Source organism: Vibrio clamense (assembly GCF_050337905.1).
Taxonomy (GTDB): Bacteria; Pseudomonadota; Gammaproteobacteria; order Enterobacterales; family Vibrionaceae; genus Vibrio; species Vibrio cortegadensis.
The window spans coordinates 315826-335369 of sequence record NZ_JAKJTJ010000021.1 but is presented as its reverse complement, the minus strand read 5'-3'; the positions used below and the strand labels follow the sequence as shown (position 1 = coordinate 335369).

Annotated in this window: 16 protein-coding genes; 10 read left to right on the top strand and 6 right to left on the bottom strand. The window is 40.9% G+C overall.

Annotated elements, in window-relative coordinates; translation table 11 throughout:
* Complete coding sequence (locus tag L4C39_RS09220; protein ID WP_429745485.1) at window positions 1-1488, bottom strand: SulP family inorganic anion transporter; 1488 nt, start codon at window positions 1486-1488, stop codon at window positions 1-3.
* 378 nt (window positions 1489-1866) lie between these two features.
* Window positions 1867-2241 carry a YybH family protein gene (locus tag L4C39_RS09215; RefSeq protein WP_429745483.1) on the bottom strand — a complete coding sequence of 125 codons (375 nt, stop codon included), beginning with the start codon at window positions 2239-2241 and terminating at the stop codon, window positions 1867-1869.
* Window positions 2242-2354: 113 nt separating this feature from the next.
* Between L4C39_RS09215 and L4C39_RS09210 the strand changes: the two genes are divergently transcribed.
* The gene (locus L4C39_RS09210) at window positions 2355-3218 is read left to right on the top strand and encodes a LysR family transcriptional regulator (protein ID WP_113796018.1); all 864 of its coding nucleotides are present in this window, start codon (window positions 2355-2357) and stop codon (window positions 3216-3218) included.
* Window positions 3219-3229: 11 nt separating this feature from the next.
* On the opposite strand, the gene L4C39_RS09205 is transcribed toward L4C39_RS09210, so the two are convergent.
* Window positions 3230-3952 carry a hypothetical protein gene (locus L4C39_RS09205; RefSeq protein WP_113796016.1) on the bottom strand — a complete coding sequence of 241 codons (723 nt, stop codon included), beginning with the start codon at window positions 3950-3952 and terminating at the stop codon, window positions 3230-3232.
* Window positions 3953-4339: 387 nt separating this feature from the next.
* Here L4C39_RS09205 and L4C39_RS09200 point away from each other — a divergent pair, with 387 nt between their 5' ends.
* The 7 genes from L4C39_RS09200 to amyS all read left to right on the top strand — a co-directional run bounded on the left by L4C39_RS09200 (window position 4340) and on the right by amyS (window position 14093).
* On the top strand, window positions 4340-5920 hold the full coding sequence (locus L4C39_RS09200) for a BCCT family transporter (RefSeq protein ID WP_017053718.1): 1581 nt from the start codon (window positions 4340-4342) through the stop codon (window positions 5918-5920).
* A gap of 108 nt (window positions 5921-6028) precedes the next feature.
* Complete coding sequence (locus tag L4C39_RS09195; RefSeq protein ID WP_017053717.1) at window positions 6029-6304, top strand: nitrogenase-stabilizing/protective protein NifW; 276 nt, start codon at window positions 6029-6031, stop codon at window positions 6302-6304.
* A gap of 442 nt (window positions 6305-6746) precedes the next feature.
* Window positions 6747-8435, top strand: a complete 1689-nt coding sequence (locus tag L4C39_RS09190) for an SgrR family transcriptional regulator (protein WP_429745480.1) — start codon at window positions 6747-6749, stop codon at window positions 8433-8435.
* Window positions 8436-8685: 250 nt separating this feature from the next.
* Entirely contained in the window at window positions 8686-9645 is a 960-nt protein-coding gene (locus tag L4C39_RS09185; protein ID WP_261889164.1) for a LysR family transcriptional regulator, read from the top strand.
* Between the two features lie 186 nt (window positions 9646-9831).
* The gene (locus L4C39_RS09180; protein WP_429745478.1) at window positions 9832-10896 is read left to right on the top strand and encodes an alanine/ornithine racemase family PLP-dependent enzyme; all 1065 of its coding nucleotides are present in this window, start codon (window positions 9832-9834) and stop codon (window positions 10894-10896) included.
* Between the two features lie 47 nt (window positions 10897-10943).
* Complete coding sequence (locus tag L4C39_RS09175) at window positions 10944-12362, top strand: YfcC family protein (RefSeq protein ID WP_017053714.1); 1419 nt, start codon at window positions 10944-10946, stop codon at window positions 12360-12362.
* A gap of 207 nt (window positions 12363-12569) precedes the next feature.
* A complete protein-coding gene (gene amyS / locus L4C39_RS09170; RefSeq protein WP_429745476.1) occupies window positions 12570-14093 on the top strand; it encodes an alpha-amylase in 1524 nt (507 codons plus the stop codon).
* A 191-nt stretch (window positions 14094-14284) separates the two neighbouring features.
* Here amyS and L4C39_RS09165 read toward each other — a convergent pair whose 3' ends face one another.
* The 3 genes from L4C39_RS09165 to L4C39_RS09155 form a co-directional block, all read right to left on the bottom strand.
* Window positions 14285-15196, bottom strand: coding sequence for a sterol desaturase family protein (locus tag L4C39_RS09165; RefSeq protein WP_429745474.1), 912 nt, complete (start codon window positions 15194-15196; stop codon window positions 14285-14287).
* Window positions 15197-15211: 15 nt separating this feature from the next.
* On the bottom strand, window positions 15212-16243 hold the full coding sequence (locus tag L4C39_RS09160; RefSeq protein ID WP_017053711.1) for a DUF2804 domain-containing protein: 1032 nt from the start codon (window positions 16241-16243) through the stop codon (window positions 15212-15214).
* Window positions 16244-16476: 233 nt separating this feature from the next.
* Window positions 16477-16839, bottom strand: a complete 363-nt coding sequence (locus L4C39_RS09155; RefSeq protein WP_113796004.1) for a PilZ domain-containing protein — start codon at window positions 16837-16839, stop codon at window positions 16477-16479.
* Window positions 16840-17162: 323 nt separating this feature from the next.
* Here L4C39_RS09155 and L4C39_RS09150 point away from each other — a divergent pair, with 323 nt between their 5' ends.
* Together L4C39_RS09150 and L4C39_RS09145 are read left to right on the top strand one after the other, a co-directional pair.
* Window positions 17163-17702 (top strand): prepilin-type N-terminal cleavage/methylation domain-containing protein, encoded by a 540-nt coding sequence (locus L4C39_RS09150; protein WP_371710990.1) that lies wholly within the window; start codon window positions 17163-17165, stop codon window positions 17700-17702.
* 186 nt (window positions 17703-17888) lie between these two features.
* The gene (locus L4C39_RS09145; protein ID WP_371710991.1) at window positions 17889-19538 is read left to right on the top strand and encodes an RluA family pseudouridine synthase; all 1650 of its coding nucleotides are present in this window, start codon (window positions 17889-17891) and stop codon (window positions 19536-19538) included.
* Window positions 19539-19544 lie beyond the last annotated feature (6 nt).

The window sequence follows — 19544 nt, the reverse complement described above, 5'->3', positions numbered from 1 at the left end:
TTAATGTCCGGCCAATAGTTTTTCAACTTCTTCTGGTTTGTCATGCACACCAAATTTATCGACAATAGTCTGAGTGGCTTGGTTCATTCCAATAAGTTCCACTTGAGTTCCCTCTCGTCGAAACTTAACCACGACTTTATCTAAAGCAGATACCGAAGTGACATCCCAAAAGTGCGCAGCCGATAAATCAATCGTCACACTCTCGATCACCTCTCTGAAATCAAAAGAAGTGATAAATTTATCCGATGACACAAAAAATACTTGCCCTATTACGGTATATTCACGCGAGCTATTTTCGTCTGAATTATTCTTTATCACCATCATGCGGCTGATTTTGTTGGCAAAGAATAGTGAAGCAAGCAACACTCCGACCAAAACACCAATAGCCAAATTATGCGTCATTACAACAATAACCACAGTGGATAGCATTACAATATTGGTTGATATTGGATGCTTTTTTAAATCCGAGATCGAACTCCATGAGAAAGTACCAATTGCAACCATGATCATCACTGCAACTAAAGCCGCCATTGGTATTTGTTTTAACCACGGGCCAAGAAACACCACCATAACTAATAAAAACACACCCGCTGAAAGTGTAGATAGCCGACCACGTCCGCCAGATTTTATATTAATCATTGATTGGCCAATCATCGCACAACCAGCCATTCCACCAAGAAAACCGGTAAAAACATTGGCAACACCTTGCCCTTTACACTCTCGGTTTTTGTCACTATTGGTATCAGTTAAATCATCAACAATCGTCGCTGTCATCATCGACTCTAATAGCCCGACCACTGCTAAACCAATGGAGTATGGCAATATAATCAATAAGGTATCTATGTTTAATGGTACATCAGGCCACAAGAAAATTGGCAATGTATCAGGCAAATGCCCCATATCTCCAACAGTACGAATATCAATATGAAACGACATAGAAATTGCGGTTAGTACGATAATACACACTAACGGTGAAGGGATTAATTTTCCGATTACTGGTAGATATGGGAAAAGATATATAATCCCTAAACCTGCAACAGTCATGGCGTATACGTGCCAAGTAACATTAGTAAGTTCAGGAATTTGCGCCATAAAAATAAGTATCGCTAGCGCATTAACAAAACCTGTGACTACTGAGCGTGAAACAAAACGCATCAAACTGCCCAATTTTAAATAACCCGCTAAGATCTGCAATATTCCAGTAAGTACAGTAACGGCAAGTAGGTACTCTAACCCGTGCTCTTTAACTAACGTGACCATCAATAATGCCATAGCACCTGTTGCAGCAGATACCATGCCTGAACGACCTCCAGTGAAGGCGATAACAACCGAAATACTGAATGAGGCATACAACCCAACTTTAGGGTCAACACCTGCAATAATAGAAAAAGCGATAGCTTCAGGAATTAAAGCTAGAGCAACAACGATACCCGCAAGCAAGTCGCGACGGATGTTAGACATCCAATCAATTTTGAAATTTTTAAACATTGAATTCTCAATTTACGTACTGAAATACGCACCAGAAATAGATCTGGGGTGTAAATAAGTGCTTCTTTGATAAATTTTAAACGCGGAAAAGTAACCGAAAATACGGCATAGAATTAACAAGCGCAGAGAGTTAAGCCAAATACTCAGGCGAATACAGGGCTTTAGTTAGCAATGAAGCTATGGGAGGGTGGAACGTTAAGGCGGCGTAATTAACACAGAGATTAATATCCTCTAAATCAGACAGGAGGCGAGTCTATATTTATAAAATATCAAAGGCAATTTTCATTACCAAAACTTAAGATTACACTAGTGTTTGTATAATAATTAATGCCTAAAGTTATTTTACCTAGGCATTATTCCTAATAGATGCATGATGCTCTAGCGCTCGCCTTGCACTTCAAAATCATCCGAAATCAGACGCGCTTTACCATCTTCTTGAATCGTCCAATGTTCACGATGAACAACGCCAAATGCTTTGTTCATCGTCCAGCTTGCACTTAACAGGTAGCCATCATCACCAATTTTCTCCCATGTCACATCCGTATAATCCACATCGGAAAATCCTTGGTCCATGATATTTTGCCAAAAAGCTTGGATCTCTTCACGACCAGTAAACGTTCCGAATGGACGTGCTTCCATTACGGTTCCTTCCGCATATTGGGCTGCGCAACCTGCTGCGTCTTGAGCGTTAAATGCTTGTTGCCATGCTGAAATCCCAGCTTTGCATGCTGATAAAATTTGTTCTTGAGTCATTATTCTTCTCCAAATGTTTGTATGTAGCCAACTATAAGCGCATCATTAAGCAAGAAAAACAGACCAATTAGAAAATACTGTTTAATAAAACAGAACAATGGAATTTAGCTAGCATGAATAAACTCAAACAAATGACTCTCTTCATGACTATCGTCGAGACAGGTTCAATCACTAAAGCGGCAGAAAAACTCGACCTTTCTAAATCGGTCATTAGCCAACATCTCAAACAATTAGAGCTCGATCTTGATGTCCCGCTGCTCAAACGAACAACGAGAAAACAGATACTCACCGCTTCAGGTGAACACTTTTATCGACAATGTTGTGAAATGCACCGGTTAGCCGAAAAAGCATGGAGCGATATTTTACATCAACAAGATAACCCTCAAGGAAAACTGACGGTTACAGCCTCTCACGCACTGATGAATAGTATTGTGATCCCTGCTCTAAGCTCTGCATTTAAGCAATATCAAGACGTAAAGCTCAATCTCATCGCCCATGATGGCCACCTAGACTTAATGCAAGAAGGGATTGATTTAGCGATTCGAGTTGGCGAATCAAAGCTAAGTAATTTGAAACAGAAGAAGATTGGTTCGGTGCAAGATGTGCTATGTGTTTCTCAAGATTATCCAACATTTGTCGACAGTGAGATAGAGAAGCAGCCTTACATTGCTAATCACTGGCAATCAAAACAAATCACTCATAAATTGAGTAATAAAAGGTCTGACAAGACTCATGTTTTGGCTTTCACCGTCTCTCATCAAGTGAATACGGTTCAAAATAGTTTAGCGCTAATTCAGAATGGATTAGGTATAGGTATATTGCCGCAATTAATCTATTTGAAACACCAAGATAGATTAAGAGAAGTACTGCCGAACTTTGAAATGGCACCATCCAATGTCTATTCGCTACACCCTTTCCACAGCCAAATCCCCATCAGTGTCAAGATGGCAATAGAAGCTATTGAGGCGGAGCTATAGACAATACGATGCTATTGGCTGATGTTTAGGTCTGATTCCGATTTAGGTGTTATCACAATATCGATCTCTCCACTCTCCAAATTGACTGTCGCATCATAGAAGCTAAACGGGTCACCATAATGTTTGAATGTGAAATAATAAGTTTCTGCGGGCGTCCATAAAACAGTCGAATCGGCAGGCTGAAGATCATATCCATCTTGCGCATACAATTCTGTCTCGGCAACTTTCATCTGAGCTAGTTTTTCGCTTGTTTCTCTGTCTATTTTAGGTTCTAGGGAAGGGTTACTCGGGTACGATTCACCGTTATAGCTCATCAATCGATAAGCTCCATTGCTCCACACGATAAAATCTTGCCATCCGTTACGATAGCTGTTGGCTAACGTGATTGGCGTTCGAGCTACAGTGATTCGATTAATCACTTTACCTACACTATCGAACATAACTGCGGTACACCCACCGCTACCACAGAAATAACGATCTTGTATTAATACAAGATGCTCAACGTCTCCATCACGATTTAGATCTACGCTCCCCGTTAGGTACTTAATCTGATTTTGTTCTATCGATAGACCTTCTGGAGCCAAGATGCTCTTATCTATCCAAGTTTCAATTTCTGCTTTATCGGGATCAGCTGCAACCGTAGAAGGAGAGGTGTTAGTCGGCGTAGTTTCAACGGTAGAACAGCCCATAAAAGAGAGTAGAAAAAGCATCCCACTTAACTTACGAATATTCATATAACAATACTCTATTACATTAGTCTGTGATTTAAGAGTATACGCTCTGCTGCAGCGATAATGAACCATGTGGATATCTCGATAGCCTAACAACTCTGAGCTCAATTTACCTCTAGCCAACCGCAGCCCACTGATCCAGGCCGAGCCCAATCGCACCCAAACCATAGACCACTAATAATTAGAACTCATAACATTTTATTTCATTAAATAGCATATAGAACAGTCAAAACGTGCGCTAAAACTGGTTTTTATTGAATAATAATGTGGTTATTGTTAATATCCCGGCTGATTTTTATTTAGTGGTCTAATTATTTTAACTTTTACAGACCATTTCGCTTTTTAATTTTGAACAAAAAGCATTACGGATTAAACGTTTGAGTATCATTTATGGATAGCAGTTTTAAGAAATACAGTATCGACACAACCGATTACCAAGTCGGGCAAGATAACGTTCAAAAATGGGGATTTGATATACACAACCCTGTCTTCGGCATTAGTGCTGGACTTATTTTCCTTTTCCTTTCAGCAATGCTTATTGTTGAACCTAGTACCGCAAAAGAGGTTCTTAACAACCTCAAAAATGGCATCATCGAAGATTTCGATGTGTTCTTTATGTGGGCAACCAACTTCTTTGTTTTCTTCACCCTTGCTTTGATTGTTTCACCTTTTGGTAAAATCCGTATTGGTGGTAAAGACACAACGCCTGAACACTCTAGAGTCTCTTGGATGGCGATGTTATTTGCTGCCGGAATGGGTATCGGTCTTCTATTCTGGGGAGTTGCAGAACCTGCTGCTTACTTCACGGATTGGTGGGGAACGCCATTTAATGTTGAACCGTTAACCGAAGAAGCTAAATCACTCGCTCTTGGTGCAACGATTTTCCATTGGGGAATTCACGGATGGGCAATTTACGCTATCGTCGCCCTCGCGCTTGCGTTTTTCTCTTTTAATAAAGGGTTGCCGCTGTCGATTCGCTCTGTGTTCTATCCTGTGTTTGGCGATAGAGCTTGGGGCTGGGTTGGTCATATCATTGATATTATGGCGGTTCTAGCCACCTTGTTTGGCTTAGCAACGTCTCTTGGTTTAGGCGCACAACAAGCCACAAGTGGTATTAACCACGTGTTTGGCACTGACGGTGGCATCGGGATGCAACTCATTGTGATTGCATTCGTTACTTCTGTCGCCATTATGTCGGTGGTTCGTGGTATTGATGGTGGTGTAAAACTGCTAAGTAACATCAATATGCTGTTTGCGTTTGCTTTGCTCATTTTCGTGACCGTTGTGAGCTTTGACGTTGCGATGATCTCATTACCTGAGACTCTAATGGCATATGCAGAAAACTTTTTCCCTCTAAGTAACCCACATGGCCGTGAAGACACCACTTGGATGCATGGTTGGACAGTATTCTATTGGGCATGGTGGATTTCATGGTCCCCATTTGTCGGCATGTTCATCGCTCGAATCTCTAAAGGCCGTACTGTTCGTGAGTTCTTAGCAGCAGTTATCTTTATCCCAACATTGGTAACATTGATTTGGATGGCTGTATTTGGTGGCCTTGCTCTTGATCAGATGATCAATAAAGTCGGTGAACTTGGAGCCAATGGTTTAACCGATATCTCACTTAGTCTATTCCATGTGTACGATGTATTACCATTTGGCAATGTGATCTCAATATTATCGGTTGTATTGATCCTGATCTTCTTTGTGACATCATCAGATTCCGGTTCACTGGTTATCGACAGCATTACCTCTGGCGGTAAAGTTGAAACACCAATCCCACAGCGAATTTTCTGGGCAAGTGTCGAAGGTTCTATCGCGGCTGTGATACTTTGGGTTGGTGGTAAAGAAGCACTTCAAGCACTGCAATCGGGTGTTGTTGCGACCGCTTTGCCTTTCACTTTTGTTCTGCTCATTATGTGTTATAGCCTAATCAAAGGTTTGAACTCTGAATACTCCATGTATCGATAATAGCAACGCTAAACACACTTAATATTAATCAGCCTCTGTCATTTGACTGAGGCTGATTTTTTCTTTAGCCTCATCAAAACCTCCTTCTATTTCATGTAGCCCATCAATATGAGCCAGATAAATATTCAACAAAAAATTGCTAGCTTTACCTCTATTGAGCAAGCGTTAGATTATTTCGATATAGGTTTTGATAGCCAATTCATTGATGAGTACCGCCTGCCGCTGATAAAACGATTCAATGGGAATTTGCTACTGGAAAAGCCAGATGATTGGTTTTCTGCTCGCCGAGCATTAAAGAATGCATATTGTAAAATTCAGCGAAGCCGTTTGGATCGCCATACTCGATCCGCTTGCCGAGGCTGTACGTCTTGTCAACGTCGATAGAGAGCCCTCATTTCTATAAGTATTGCATCTAGATCAACCATGGCTATTCACTGATAAATGGCAAGTTTTAGATAAAATTAACCTTAATTCAACGCTTCTTTAAGGCAAATATTCAGCTACGTTATAAACAAAATTAAGGCCTAGTCCGAGCCCTGATACCCGGTTGCTAATATAAGATGATTCAAATCACCCCCAAATTAATCCCCCCTCACCAAATAATATGTAGCTCTTGTAATAACACTCCAACAACTAGTCCACAAAAAAACACTGACACCTTAACTTTAGTTTTTTCTTCACGCTTGACAGCGGTAAACGTCTCGGGGTTAACTAAATACTGTCGGGCATTTAGCGTATAAAATACATAATCATTGGGATTCATAATACTGCTCCTGTTATTGCGTGCGGTTCTATTATTAATTAATAAACAGGAAGTAATAATGATATGTTAAAAAAACAAAGTTCACCTTTTATCAGCCAAGTTCATCTGCGAAGATTAGAACAGCTATGTAAGCATTACTCTTTATCTTTAGCGAATAAAACCGATATTCACACTCTCGCTGAGCAGCTTCATTGCTCAGAACGTAATGTTGCTAAACTAATGAAGACATTGGAAGCGATCGGCTGGATAAAATGGAAATCAGGTAGAGGACGCGGAAATAAGTCAGAACTGACGATCTTGAGTAGTTTTGAGAGTGTACTGCTCTCGATTTTGGAATCCCATTGCCGGAAAGGACTATTAAGTGAAGCCTCTCAGTACGCTGAGCATTTTGGATATACGGATACATTTCGTGCGCAATTGCCGAATTGGCTATCAGAAGCTCAAAATCATCTTAAAGCTAAAAATGTACTTATTACGTTAGTACCGTATACATTGCCAGAACTTCATCCGCTGTGGACTTCTCGTGCATCTTCAAGATTCTACATTGACGCTCTGTTTGATACTTTACTGCGATACGACCAAGAAACTGGCACCATTAAACCTCACCTTGCCCATCACTATGAATTTCGTGACAATCAATTATGGTTACATATCAGACCCGACGTCTACTTTCATAATGGGGAAAAAATGACCGCTGAGCATGTCGCAGCATGCCTTCGAGAACGAGTAAGGCAGTCTCATACCTATCAGGCGCTCTATCGACATATCAAAGAGGTTGAAACCAAGAATATGTGGGTAGTGATAACAATGAGTCACGCTCATCCAATTGTTCTCCGTATTTTGGCTGAAATGCATTCATCCATTTACTTAGAACATGAGAGCAGATCGATCCCTTACGGCACTGGCCCTTTTGTTTTGGAAGCAGCCGAATCGTGTCACTGGTCTCTCATTAAGAACAATCACTATTTTTCTCTTAATGGATTCATCGACAAAGCGGAGTTCTGGACCAGTGATACTGCCGCAGGACGAGTTCAAGGCCATATTGTGCATCACGGATATTCTGCTATTTCACGTACTGCTTCAGTTCAAAAACCGTTGACCACAGGTTGTGAAGTCATGGAGTTTCCTTTTCATAATCAGGGGTTATCCATAGATGAAAAAACCTGGATCATGCACCACTCTAGAGAGTTCTGTCATCGTTTCTCGACCGAACTTGCCTCTGTTGCAAACTCCATAACAAATCACCACCAAGACAAAGGAGTTTATCTTTACCATCCCACGATGCGTATACCAACTCGCACTCTACGAATTCGACTTTCAAATTGCTCCAAAGTTCGTAGTAAAAGCTTAGTCGATTATCTTCATGAAGCTGGCGCAGATATAGTCATAATTGGAGAAGAAGATACAGACAATGACCTATATGATATCGAGCTTGGAGGCTATGTATTCCAAGATGATCAAGTGTTCAGTTATTACAAATGGTTACTTTGTAGTAATGTCTTCAAAACTTGCTTGTCAGCCCAACAACAGACAACTTTTATTGGCATTATCGATCAGCTATTGATTGCAAGTGAAAGTAAACACGATTTTATGAACAAACTCTATCGGTGTGAGGACTGGTTAATCCAACAAGGTGTCTATATCCCTCTGTGGCGTGATTCACTCAGTTACGACATTGACGATTCAATTCAAGGGGCAGAAACGGACAGTACTGGCATTATGTCGCTTAAGAAGTTGTGGTTCTGTGAATAGTTACGTTAGTGAAGCCGATGTTTGAAACTTAATCGCCTGCCAACTCAGTTCAGCCTTAAGACTAAATGGTCACTCTATCAGGTCCATTAGTCTTAATGGTCTAACATTTAATTACATATGAATAATTCTCTCCATTCTGTTGTTTACTTCAGATTTCCATAATAGTTCCAGTGCGATATCTCTCAGAATTTCATTAATTAAACCATTACCATCACTCGGATACTTATAACGATAAAAGCAGAGATATTAAATGCGTAAAATACACGACATTGATTTAAAGCTTCTTCAGCTATTTTTAACCATTGCAGACTCAGGTGGTTTTTCAGCGGCACAATTTAAATTGAACATGCATCAATCCACAATTAGCACTCGCATGAATGATTTAGAAACACGACTCGGTATGACACTCTGTCACCGTGGAAGACGTGGGTTTCGCTTAACCAGCGATGGTGAAAAAGTATATCAACTCAGTAAGGGGATCTTTGAACATATCTCTGAGTTTGAAGAACAACTCGATTGCATTCGAAAAGTCTCTCACGGTCATATTAGACTGGCGCTCACCGATAATCTTGCCACCAATCCTAAATGCAAAATTCAACAAGCGATTCGTTTGTTTTGCAGTGAACACCCTAAAGTGACTCTCGATACCGATGCTCTAGACTCTTACAAAATTGAAATGATGTTACTCGAAGGTACGATAGAACTTGGGGTTACGTCCTCTGAAGTACAAAAAGATGGCTTAAATTATCAGTTTCTATTTAATGAAAGACAGTGTCTATATTGTGCCCCGGAACACCCAATTCTTGCCAATCGTGGAGAAATCACCACTGAAGACATTCTACAATTTCCGATTGTGGATCGTGGATTAACCCATAAAATAACGCCATTCAGTGACACTGAAAACTTACTCCATTTAGCCAGCAGCACCAACATGGAAGCAACGGCTCACCTGATTTTATCGGGAACTTTTGTCGGGTACCTGCCCGATCATTACGCCGCTATTTGGGAGCAACGAGGAGAAATGGTAAAAATCAATGCCCCCTCTTTGGAGTACTTAGCCGATTTTCATTTAACCACTTTGAACTCAAAAGAGTTATCGTTAGCAGCAAAAGAGTTAATGTCTGCAATTTACAATGTGCATTTAAATAACGATTCAAATACATCTAAAAACATAAATAAACCTGAAAACCAGCACGCAATAACGACTTAATTCAATTCAAGTACCACTTCTCCTTATGAATATTTTCGGGATAATTACGCTTATCCCGTGAATTTTATTCACTGCGATTTATTACATCGAATTTCAACAAAGTAAGTATCTAAAACTGATTATTTAACTTCAATCTTAAAAAGCGCTCAATGCATATAAATAATATCGTTACCAAAAGGTAATTACATGAGCGACTACCCATGCATTAATATCCACTTAGATACCATTACTCAAAACGCCAAAAACCTTGTATCCGCCAGCAAAAAATATGGTGTCTTCCCAACTGGAGTCACAAAGTTAGCCTGCGCATACCCTCAAGTTGGACAAGCGATCCTGAATGGCGGCATTCGTATTCTTGCTGATTCTCGAGTGCAAAACTTGAAAAAGTTACGCCATTTACAAGCAGAAACCATGCTATTGAGAATCCCGGCGATCAGCGACGTCAGTGATGTGGTTCGTTACGCCGACATCTCTCTCAATTCTGAATTGGAAACTCTTCAGGCCCTTTCAATTGAAGCCATTAAACAACAGAGAATCCACCAAGTGATTCTTATGCATGACATGGGCGATCTACGCGAAGGGGCTTTCTACCAAGAAGAGACCTTGGCTCTCGCACGACAAGTTATAACACTCGAAGGCTTAAAGCTTGTCGGACTTGGGACTAATCTCGCTTGTTATGGCGGAGTTGAACCGAGTGTCGATAATCAAAAACAACTGATCGCTTTAGCCCAACAGATTGAGCAAGAGCATCAGATCCATTTAATGTACCTCTCTGGTGCCAGCTCCGCAGGTTTACCTCTGATGCTAAGTGGAGCACTTCCTCAGGGTATTAATCAGCTAAGGCTTGGTGCTTCAATTTTGATGGGCATTGGACTAAATGACGATCCAATTCCAAACACTCGCCAAGATACGTTTGATCTCTCCGCAGAAGTGGTGGAAATCAAAGTTAAACCTTCTGTTCCAACTCTTTCTACGGCTCTGGATGCTTTCGGTCAACGACCTGAGTTTATCGACAGAGGCCTGCGCAAACGCGCGATTTGTGCCATTGGTAAACAAGATATTGATATCGACCAAATGACCCCAAAAGACAGCAATATTATTGTCATTGGCGGTAGTAGCGATCACTTGATTCTCGATATTACTGACTGTGATGACAACTATCACATCGGAAGTTTAATTGACTTCGAACTCTCCTATGGCGGTGTATTGCAGTGCATGACCTCTGAATATATCACCAAACACTTTATCTAATGTCCCTATGACTACTGCGAGCAGAAACGCCTCGTTAAGGATACAAAATGTTCAAAATTAAGAAGTTTCCAAACACCTTCACGATCTTATTTCTACTGATCGCGTTCTTTGCCTCACTGACCTACCTATTACCAGCAGGCAAATACACTCGTGAAATGAATGAGCAATTGGGGCGTGAAGTTCCACTACCAGGCTCTTATCATGTCATCGAATCCTCGCCTCAAGGTTTCTTCGATACTTTAATGGCACCCATCTCCGGCTTTTATGATCCGGTCAGCGGGGTTATTGGCGCTATTGATGTCAGCCTGTTTGTGCTGATGGTGGGTGGCTTTCTGGGAATAGTGACTAAAACAGGCGCTATTGATACTGGCATTGCGCGAGTAATGGTGCGACTAAAAGGCAGAGAGATCTACATGATCCCAATCCTCATGATTCTGTTCGCACTAGGCGGTACTTCTTATGGTATGGCTGAAGAATCTCTCGCCTTCTATGGTCTTCTTATCCCCATTTTTATGACGGCTCGATTTGATCCATTGGTGGCAGTCGCTGTTATTTTTGTGGGAACAGGCGTTGGCACATTAGGTTCTACAATCAACCCATTCGGTACAGTTATCGCCTCCAATGCGGCCAGCGTCGATTTTTTGAGTGGCGTTGAGTTGCGCTTTGCCATTCTTGCTATTGCTCTTGTGGTTGGGATTGGTTATGTGATGCGTTATGCGAAAAAGATTCAGAACAATCCTGAGCTTTCTCTACTTGCTCACCTGCGTAAAGATAATGAAGCGCATTTTTTGAGTGGTAAAGAGAACACAGATACCCTTCCTCTTCTGACTGGCTCACAAAAAGGTGTACTTTTCCTCTTCATTCTTACCTTTGGCATCATGATTTATGGCGTTTCCCTTCTCGGCTGGTGGATGGCCGAAATGGCTACCCTATTTATTTTTATGGGGATTTTATGTGGCATCATTGGCCGCCTGAGTGAAGATGACCTCATTAACTCTTTTGTAGCGGGCGCGGCAGATCTCATTGGCGTTGCATTAATTGTCGGCGTTGCTCGTGGGATCGTAGTGGTAATGGAAGCAGGAAACATCACTGATACCATTCTTCATTACGCTGAAGGTATTGTGGCAGGTAAGAGTTCAATTCTATTCATCAACACCGTCTACGCGATTGAAATGCTTCTCTCTTTCATCGTTCCATCCACTTCTGGCCTAGCGGTAATGAGTATGCCAATTCTTGCGCCATTGAGTGACTTTGCAAATACAGGAAGAGAGTTAGTGGTTACCGCGTTTATGAGTGGTATCGGTACCATTCTGTTCATCACACCAACCTACGGGGTGCTCATGGGTGGGTTGGCGATTGCACGTATCCCTTACATTATTTGGCTGAAATTTATTGCACCGCTAGTGGTATTTTTCATTGCTCTAAACTGCGTCATCTTGTCTATAGGAGCTGGACTGTACAGCTAGATGATCACACTTAGTCATTGAGATAAAGAAAACTAACCGCCCTCTCCCCGATCAATATCACTTTCGGGGGGAGTTATGTGTAAAGAAATCCACAAAATCAATCAACGCACCAACTGTTGACCAGCTCAAATATTAAACAATCGTATATTTAAAGAAAGGCATCAATCATTTATAAAATGCAAGAATAATTAAAATAAAGGAATGAACATGCCTAACTTTAAAGTGAAACAAGGTTTAACTTTATCCATTTCCCTGCTGCTATCTTTTAATCTTCAAGCCGCTGAAAATGGCACGATGATGCAATATTTCCATTGGTATAACAGTAGCGATGGAACGCTGTGGAATGACGTCCAAACGAACTCACCTGAACTCGCCCAGAATGGGATCACTGCGTTATGGCTACCTCCTGCATATAAAGGTGCAAGTGGTAGTTACGATGTAGGTTACGGTGTCTACGATATGTACGATCTCGGTGAATTTGATCAAAAAGGCTCCGTTCGTACAAAATATGGTACTAAAGATCAATATATTGCCGCGATTAACGAAGCGCACAAAAATAATATTCAAATTTATGGCGATGTTGTTTTTAACCATCGTGGTGGTGCCGATGGCAAAGTTTGGGTCGATACTAAAAAGGTCGATTGGGATGACCGAAACAAAGAAATTGGCGATAAATGGATCCAAGCTTGGGTCGACTTTACGTTCCCAGGCCGAAATGACAAATACTCAAATTTCCATTGGACTTGGTATCATTTCGACGGTGTCGATTGGGATGATGCAGGTAAAGAAAAAGCCATCTTTAAATTCAAAGGAGACGGTAAAGCATGGGACTGGGAAGTGAGTTCTGAAAAGGGTAACTATGATTATCTCATGTATGCCGACTTAGATATGGATCACCCCGATGTAAAAAAAGAACTCAAGGATTGGGGCGAGTGGTATATCAACACCACTGGGGTCGACGGTTTTAGATTAGATGCGGTAAAACATATCAAATACCAATATTTACAAGAGTGGATCCAATACTTACGTAACAAGACAGGAAAAGAGCTATTTACTGTTGGGGAATACTGGAATTATGACGTAAATAATTTGCACAACTTCATCACCAAGACTCAAGGTTCAATGTCATTATTCGACGCGCCTCTACACATGAATTTCTATCAAGCTTCAAAAGCTAGTGGCCATTATGATATGAGACGATTGATGGATGGAACCTTGATGAAGGATAACCCAACCAAAGCTGTCACCATAGTTGAAAACCATGATACACAACCTCTGCAAGCCTTAGAATCAACTGTCGATTGGTGGTTCAAACCACTTGCGTATGCCTTCATCTTACTAAGAGAGGAAGGCTATCCTAATGTCTTCTACGCCGATTATTACGGTGCTCAATATAGTGACAAAGGACACGACATCAATATGGTGCCGGTGAAGCATTTGAAAGAGCTCATTACTGCCCGTAAAAAATATGCATATGGCAAACAAAATAGTTATATGGACGATCCAAACATCATTGGTTGGACTCGTGAAGGCGACCAATCACACCCTAAATCAATGGCCGTCATAATGACTGACGCCGCTGGTGGCGGTAAATGGATGGCGACAGGTAAAGCAAGTACTGAATTTAAAGATCACCTATCAAATAGAACTGAGAGTGTCTGGACTAATAGCGATGGCTGGGCGTACTTCCCTGTTAATGGCGGCTCTGTTTCAGTGTGGGTAAGCCAATAACAACAAACTTTCCGCCATAGAAAATAATAGCTTACTAACGTAATACTAAATTAAGGTCATGTAATGGCACTTCCATAATATGGCCTCATTCTTACAGTACGATCACCACTTTTATTCACAATCACTATTGATCCATTACCACTATCTGTTCACTCCTGAACAACACTCTCTCCAATTCCTAGGCTCAAGTGTTATTTATTCAGCACCTTTGATGAAGAATCCCCTTCAGTCTTTTCATGTTGATCTGTTTTAGGATGATCCGATGGCGGTGAAAACAGTATTCCCAGCTTATGTTTCAGTTTACCCTGACTCGCGAACAACTCTTGGAACATCGCTTTCCACTCAGAAAACGTGACGACAATAGGATTAAAGCTATTAACGGGTTTTGAAATACCATAGCGAACCGTTTCAACTTCAGGCTCAAATGTATTGAACACTTTGTCCCAAATGATCAGCACGCCCGCGTAATTTTTATCGATATATTGAGCATTGCGTCCATGATGAACCCGATGGTGTGATGGCGTATTAAAAATATACTCCAATATCCCTAACGACCTGATCCATTGAGTATGCACGAAGAATTGCAGTCCAAGATTCAGTAATACTACGAAAACGACCCATTTAGGCTCGAAACCAATGACGACCAGCGGCAACCAAAACATCCACATTCCGGCTAATGGGTACATTAAGCTTTGACGAAAAGCCGTACTAAAATTCATTCGCTCAGAGCTGTGGTGTACAACATGCGCGGCCCACATCCAACGGACTCGGTGGCTTGCACGATGGAACCAATAATAGAAGAAATCTTGCAGAATCATCAGAACAATGAAACTTTGCCAGTTCATACTGATATCGAAAATACGCCAATCAAAAAGCCATAAATAGATACCAGCAACAGCAAGGCCAAGAAGAATATCTGTCGCTTGGTGCATTCCAGCTAACATAAAATTACATGCTACCTCTGCGAAATGATAGCGAGCATTTTCTGGCAAGCTTCCTCTTTTTTGACCCAAAAAATATTCAGCCAAAATGCACGTTACAAATAGAGGAGCAAGCAGCATTAGAAGCCACTCAGGATTATCTATCAAACGGTTAAGGTCCATTTTAACCTCCTTTTTTTACCAACGAGCGAAATGATCTTCAGTCAAGCCTATAGCATTATTCAAGCGATGAATCGTTCCTTGGTCATCTTGAATATATCCAGAAAAGTGTCCGATAAACTGGCGAAAATTACTTTTAAGCAACCACAGGTTGAGTTTCTCTGAGCGACAATTAATGGATTGAAATTCAAGGTCAACCTGCCCATCATCAGAATAGATTCGCCACCGTGTTGGTTCTTGAGCTTCTTTATCATTTGAACGAACAAAGTCAAAATGGACAGGCCCCAACAAATGACGCTCACCATTCACCCAAAATACATTTTCACAACTACCAGTTTCGTTCACGCCAGCCGCTAAATTTAAGCCTAATGTAGTGCCTTTTGCTTTGTGATTAATGCTTGCCCAGCGCCAACTCGTTTCACGTCGCATATACCCAGCAGAGAAGTCATAACTAGCCAATGATCGAGTCAAATCAACGTTATTATCTAAGACCGATAAGTTGCCTTCAATACGTAAAGCATTGTGTTTTTGAGTATAGGTCCAACCGTTATAGCCAGTTGGTGTACACATCGATAGTGGTAAGCTTTGATTTGGAAAAGGGAGTAAACGAAGATCTGCTTTCACATTCCTAGTGTTGAGGACCACCTGCCATTGTCCGTCAACGATGTTAAATTGAACGTCTTTTCCGCCAATGTGTGCGACCGATGAGTAGGGGGAAGGTGACGTTGCCGTATCTATGGAAAATGGTCGAAGCCAAGTCTCCTCGATAAGTGCGTTATTTTGAATGTCATACACATAACAAAAAGCAGAACCGAGGTAACGAATGTCTGCAAGTGCGACTCCGATAATGTAATTATCAGAAATCACACTAACAAATTGAAATTGCTTATAATCGAAATATTGTCTCCAACGACTTGCGGAGTTATCCATTTCATTCTTATAGCGAAAAAGCTCAACACCAAGATCTTGTGGTATGCCATCAAACTGACCAACCATCGGTTTTCCAGAGCTATCCATCAAGTTTTTAGGAGCGGTTTGGGTAATTCTCATGCTCACATCAAATTCCATTTACATTTTGATAACAGTATTTTGATGCTTAATTGTGCTTTTAGACAGATTTTTATTTGAAATATGCAGGGCTAGAGTCACAAATATTCACTCATGTACCTTGGCTAACAGGGAAACGCTCTCATAAGATGACCAAAAGCGACTCCCAATCACATTTATTTATGGCCTGAGGTGAACGGTAGGAGGTTGAAGAGACTTGAAACTACAATCATTACCTAATCTGTTTGCCTATTTTGATTAGTAAAATGAACCGGGTATTTTTGTCGAATATAACGCTGTTCTTCAAACATATCTTTAAAGGTTATACCTTCATCTAGTTTAATGATGACTTCATTACCATCAAAACGCAGTATTGGCCCTTGAACAGGAATCTGACGATCACCGTGCAAACGTAAAATTCCTGCCATGATTAGCCCTTTATATAAAGCTGAAAAATCATGTCTAACAATACGTAGACCTTTTTCAGAAACTTCACTCACAGGAATCAATTGATCTCCGATTCTTATCAAAGGTCGTGCTTTTTTCGGGTATTTCAACCGATAATATTGACGTTTTTGCTCAGCTACTTCTTTTTCCATGGGGGCTTAATATTCCTTCCAATCCCTTTTGATCAAACTGACTTCGTAGGTTCTACGCTGTAATTAGAATAGTTATGTATCTGCTTGGTTTAGCAAAACTTTAGCTTACATTTGTCGACATAGATACCATATCTAGCCAAAACTAAAACATTCATCATGGCAATGCTCTTCTGGTTATCGAAGCGAACCTCGCTCTTGTGAGTAATTGATAAAAACTAATACCTAAAATTATTTTTCATAAATACCAAAATAGGAACTTTATTGTATAATACGGCAATCAAACAGCACCATTACCCCTTACCAAAATTTTGCGAAACAATTTTATGAAAAAAAATAATGGTTTTACTCTTATAGAGCTCGTTGTCGTGATTGTCATTCTCGGCATTTTAGCGGTCACAGCTGCCCCTCGATTTTTGAATTTACAAACGGACGCGCGTAATGCTCGATTAGAAGGCATGAAAGGAGCTATCGAAGGAGCACTGGCCATTGGATATGGGAAAATGGCGATAGAAGGGTTAGAGCATTTAAGATACGTCTCAAATAAAAATGAAGATACGGGACTAACACCGCCAACACCCAAGCATGACCTCCCTTTTACCGATTGTAATATTGGTGGTTCTGAAAGTTGCACCTTCATATATGGCTACCCTGATGCTGATGACACCAGCCTTCGTCAGTTAGTACAAGACCTTGAAACAGATAATTCCGATTGGGTTGTTCTGCGTCATCCTGATGGAGATCCTCGTCGTGAGCTTTTTGTCACAGTAAGAGGAAAAACAGACATGACGGCCTGTGCTGTGCGCTACGCCCCACCGACGTCGGCAACAACTCAATATCAACTTGAAGTGTTACCTTGCCTTTAATTATTCGATACCCATAAATGAATCAAAGCCTATACTTGCTTATAGTGTAGGCTTGGTATTAATCATTGCATGAAATAAAAATGCTCGACTTAAAAACAGCTCGATAATGTAAATATTCATCATCTGATGACTCATTCACTTTCATTCCTCTTTCTATGAGGGCTGAACTCAGATACAGATATTGAAATGCTCCCATTTAACCCACGTTTTTCTCGGCTAGCGTTTGATCCCGCAACTCAACCATTACCGAAACGTTTTACTTTTCCATACTATTACGAACCACATCCTTTAGCGAATCAAGCTATCGAAGGGTTACAACAATACCTTACCGAGCAATCAAACACTCTAGAAGATGTTCTCCACACGGGTCGAATGTTTGGTGTTCTGGTCGCAAAAGACCAAGATGGTGTTGTAGGCTATTTATCTAGCGTCTCTGGTGAAAAACCTACTGCATTGGAAAAATTTGTTCCTAGCATTTTGGACTCAACCAATCCTGAACTGCAATACATTCAGAACAAGATTGATAACCTTCGTTGTAAGCTTGATAAATTAAATGATGATCCTGACTTACATCAGCTTAACTTAGAGCTAATGAGCATTAAATCAGAATCGAGTATCGCTCTCGACAGTCATCAACTACGGATCAAGGAAGCTAAGAAAGATCGAAAGTTACAGCGAAATCAAGCAGAAGCTGAGATGTCACCTGAGCAACTAGCATCATTCATTAAGTCCTTAGGTGAACAAAGTAGCCAAGAAAAACGACAGCTAAAAAAATTAAAACATGAATGGTTAGAGAAGATCGCGTTTGTAGAAGAGCAACTAAGAAATCAGAATGCCACTGTGAATGCTCAAAAAGATGCCTGTAGACTAGAACTGGGCAAGTTAACAAAACTAAACCTACAGCAACGTACATTCTTAAACCAACATGGCATAACACAAAGTCTCTACCATTTGTTGAAAAATAAAAATCCACTCGAACCTATTGTTAATTCAGAGCATGAGAATGCCCCGAAACTATTGCAGTATGCGTTCAAACATCAAATGAAACCACTCGCGCTTGCTGAGTTTTGGTGGGGCCCCGCGCCTGAAAAAGAGATCAGGCAGCATAAAAATTTATACCCGGTCTGCCAAAGTAAGTGCTATGAAATTCTCAATCATATGTTAGATGGTATTGAGACAGACCCCAGTCCATTGACAGTTAACCCTGCTGAAGGCAAAGAACTCGATATCATCTATGAAGATGACGTGATGGTTATCGTAAATAAGCCTGAAGAGTTTCTATCCGTTCCTGGAAAAACCATCTTAGATTCTGTCTATACACGTATAAAATCGCGTCACCCTAATGCGACTGGCCCTCTGATTGTCCATAGACTTGATATGTCTACATCAGGGTTAATTGTATTGGCGCTTACCTCTGAAGCAAATCGATTTATTCAGAAGCAGTTTATTGAACGAACAGTAGAAAAACACTATGTTGCTCTTTTGGAAGGTGAAGTAGAAGAAGAGTCCGGTGTCATTAAGCTACCACTAGCGGGAGATTTAAGCGATCGACCTCGGCAGTTAGTCTGCTTTGAGCAAGGAAGAAAAGCGGAAACGACTTGGCAAGTCCTTAACCGAATAGAAGGCAGAACAAGAGTCAGACTCTACCCGAAAACAGGCCGTACTCATCAACTCAGAGTCCACTGTGCGCATCGTTTAGGGCTTAATTGCTCAATTGTTGGCGATGATTTGTATGGCTATAAACAAGACCGCCTCCACTTACATGCTGAATATTTACGTCTGATTCACCCTGTAACTAAAAAAGTAATGGCGTTCACTGCTGATGCCAATTTTTAGTCATTA

Coding starts and splice junctions, on each gene's coding strand:
- L4C39_RS09160 (WP_017053711.1), bottom strand. CDS start 16,243: ATGAGAATTACCCAAACCGCTCCTAAAAACTTGATGGATAGCTCTGGA.
- L4C39_RS09180 (WP_429745478.1), top strand. CDS start 9,832: ATGAGCGACTACCCATGCATTAATATCCACTTAGATACCATTACTCAA.
- L4C39_RS09190 (WP_429745480.1), top strand. CDS start 6,747: ATGTTAAAAAAACAAAGTTCACCTTTTATCAGCCAAGTTCATCTGCGA.
- L4C39_RS09195 (WP_017053717.1), top strand. CDS start 6,029: ATGAGCCAGATAAATATTCAACAAAAAATTGCTAGCTTTACCTCTATT.
- L4C39_RS09145 (WP_371710991.1), top strand. CDS start 17,889: ATGCTCCCATTTAACCCACGTTTTTCTCGGCTAGCGTTTGATCCCGCA.
- L4C39_RS09220 (WP_429745485.1), bottom strand. CDS start 1,488: ATGTTTAAAAATTTCAAAATTGATTGGATGTCTAACATCCGTCGCGAC.
- L4C39_RS09155 (WP_113796004.1), bottom strand. CDS start 16,839: ATGGAAAAAGAAGTAGCTGAGCAAAAACGTCAATATTATCGGTTGAAA.
- L4C39_RS09175 (WP_017053714.1), top strand. CDS start 10,944: ATGTTCAAAATTAAGAAGTTTCCAAACACCTTCACGATCTTATTTCTA.
- L4C39_RS09205 (WP_113796016.1), bottom strand. CDS start 3,952: ATGAATATTCGTAAGTTAAGTGGGATGCTTTTTCTACTCTCTTTTATG.
- L4C39_RS09200 (WP_017053718.1), top strand. CDS start 4,340: ATGGATAGCAGTTTTAAGAAATACAGTATCGACACAACCGATTACCAA.
- L4C39_RS09215 (WP_429745483.1), bottom strand. CDS start 2,241: ATGACTCAAGAACAAATTTTATCAGCATGCAAAGCTGGGATTTCAGCA.
- L4C39_RS09210 (WP_113796018.1), top strand. CDS start 2,355: ATGAATAAACTCAAACAAATGACTCTCTTCATGACTATCGTCGAGACA.
- L4C39_RS09185 (WP_261889164.1), top strand. CDS start 8,686: ATGCGTAAAATACACGACATTGATTTAAAGCTTCTTCAGCTATTTTTA.
- L4C39_RS09150 (WP_371710990.1), top strand. CDS start 17,163: ATGAAAAAAAATAATGGTTTTACTCTTATAGAGCTCGTTGTCGTGATT.
- L4C39_RS09165 (WP_429745474.1), bottom strand. CDS start 15,196: ATGGACCTTAACCGTTTGATAGATAATCCTGAGTGGCTTCTAATGCTG.
- amyS (WP_429745476.1), top strand. CDS start 12,570: ATGCCTAACTTTAAAGTGAAACAAGGTTTAACTTTATCCATTTCCCTG.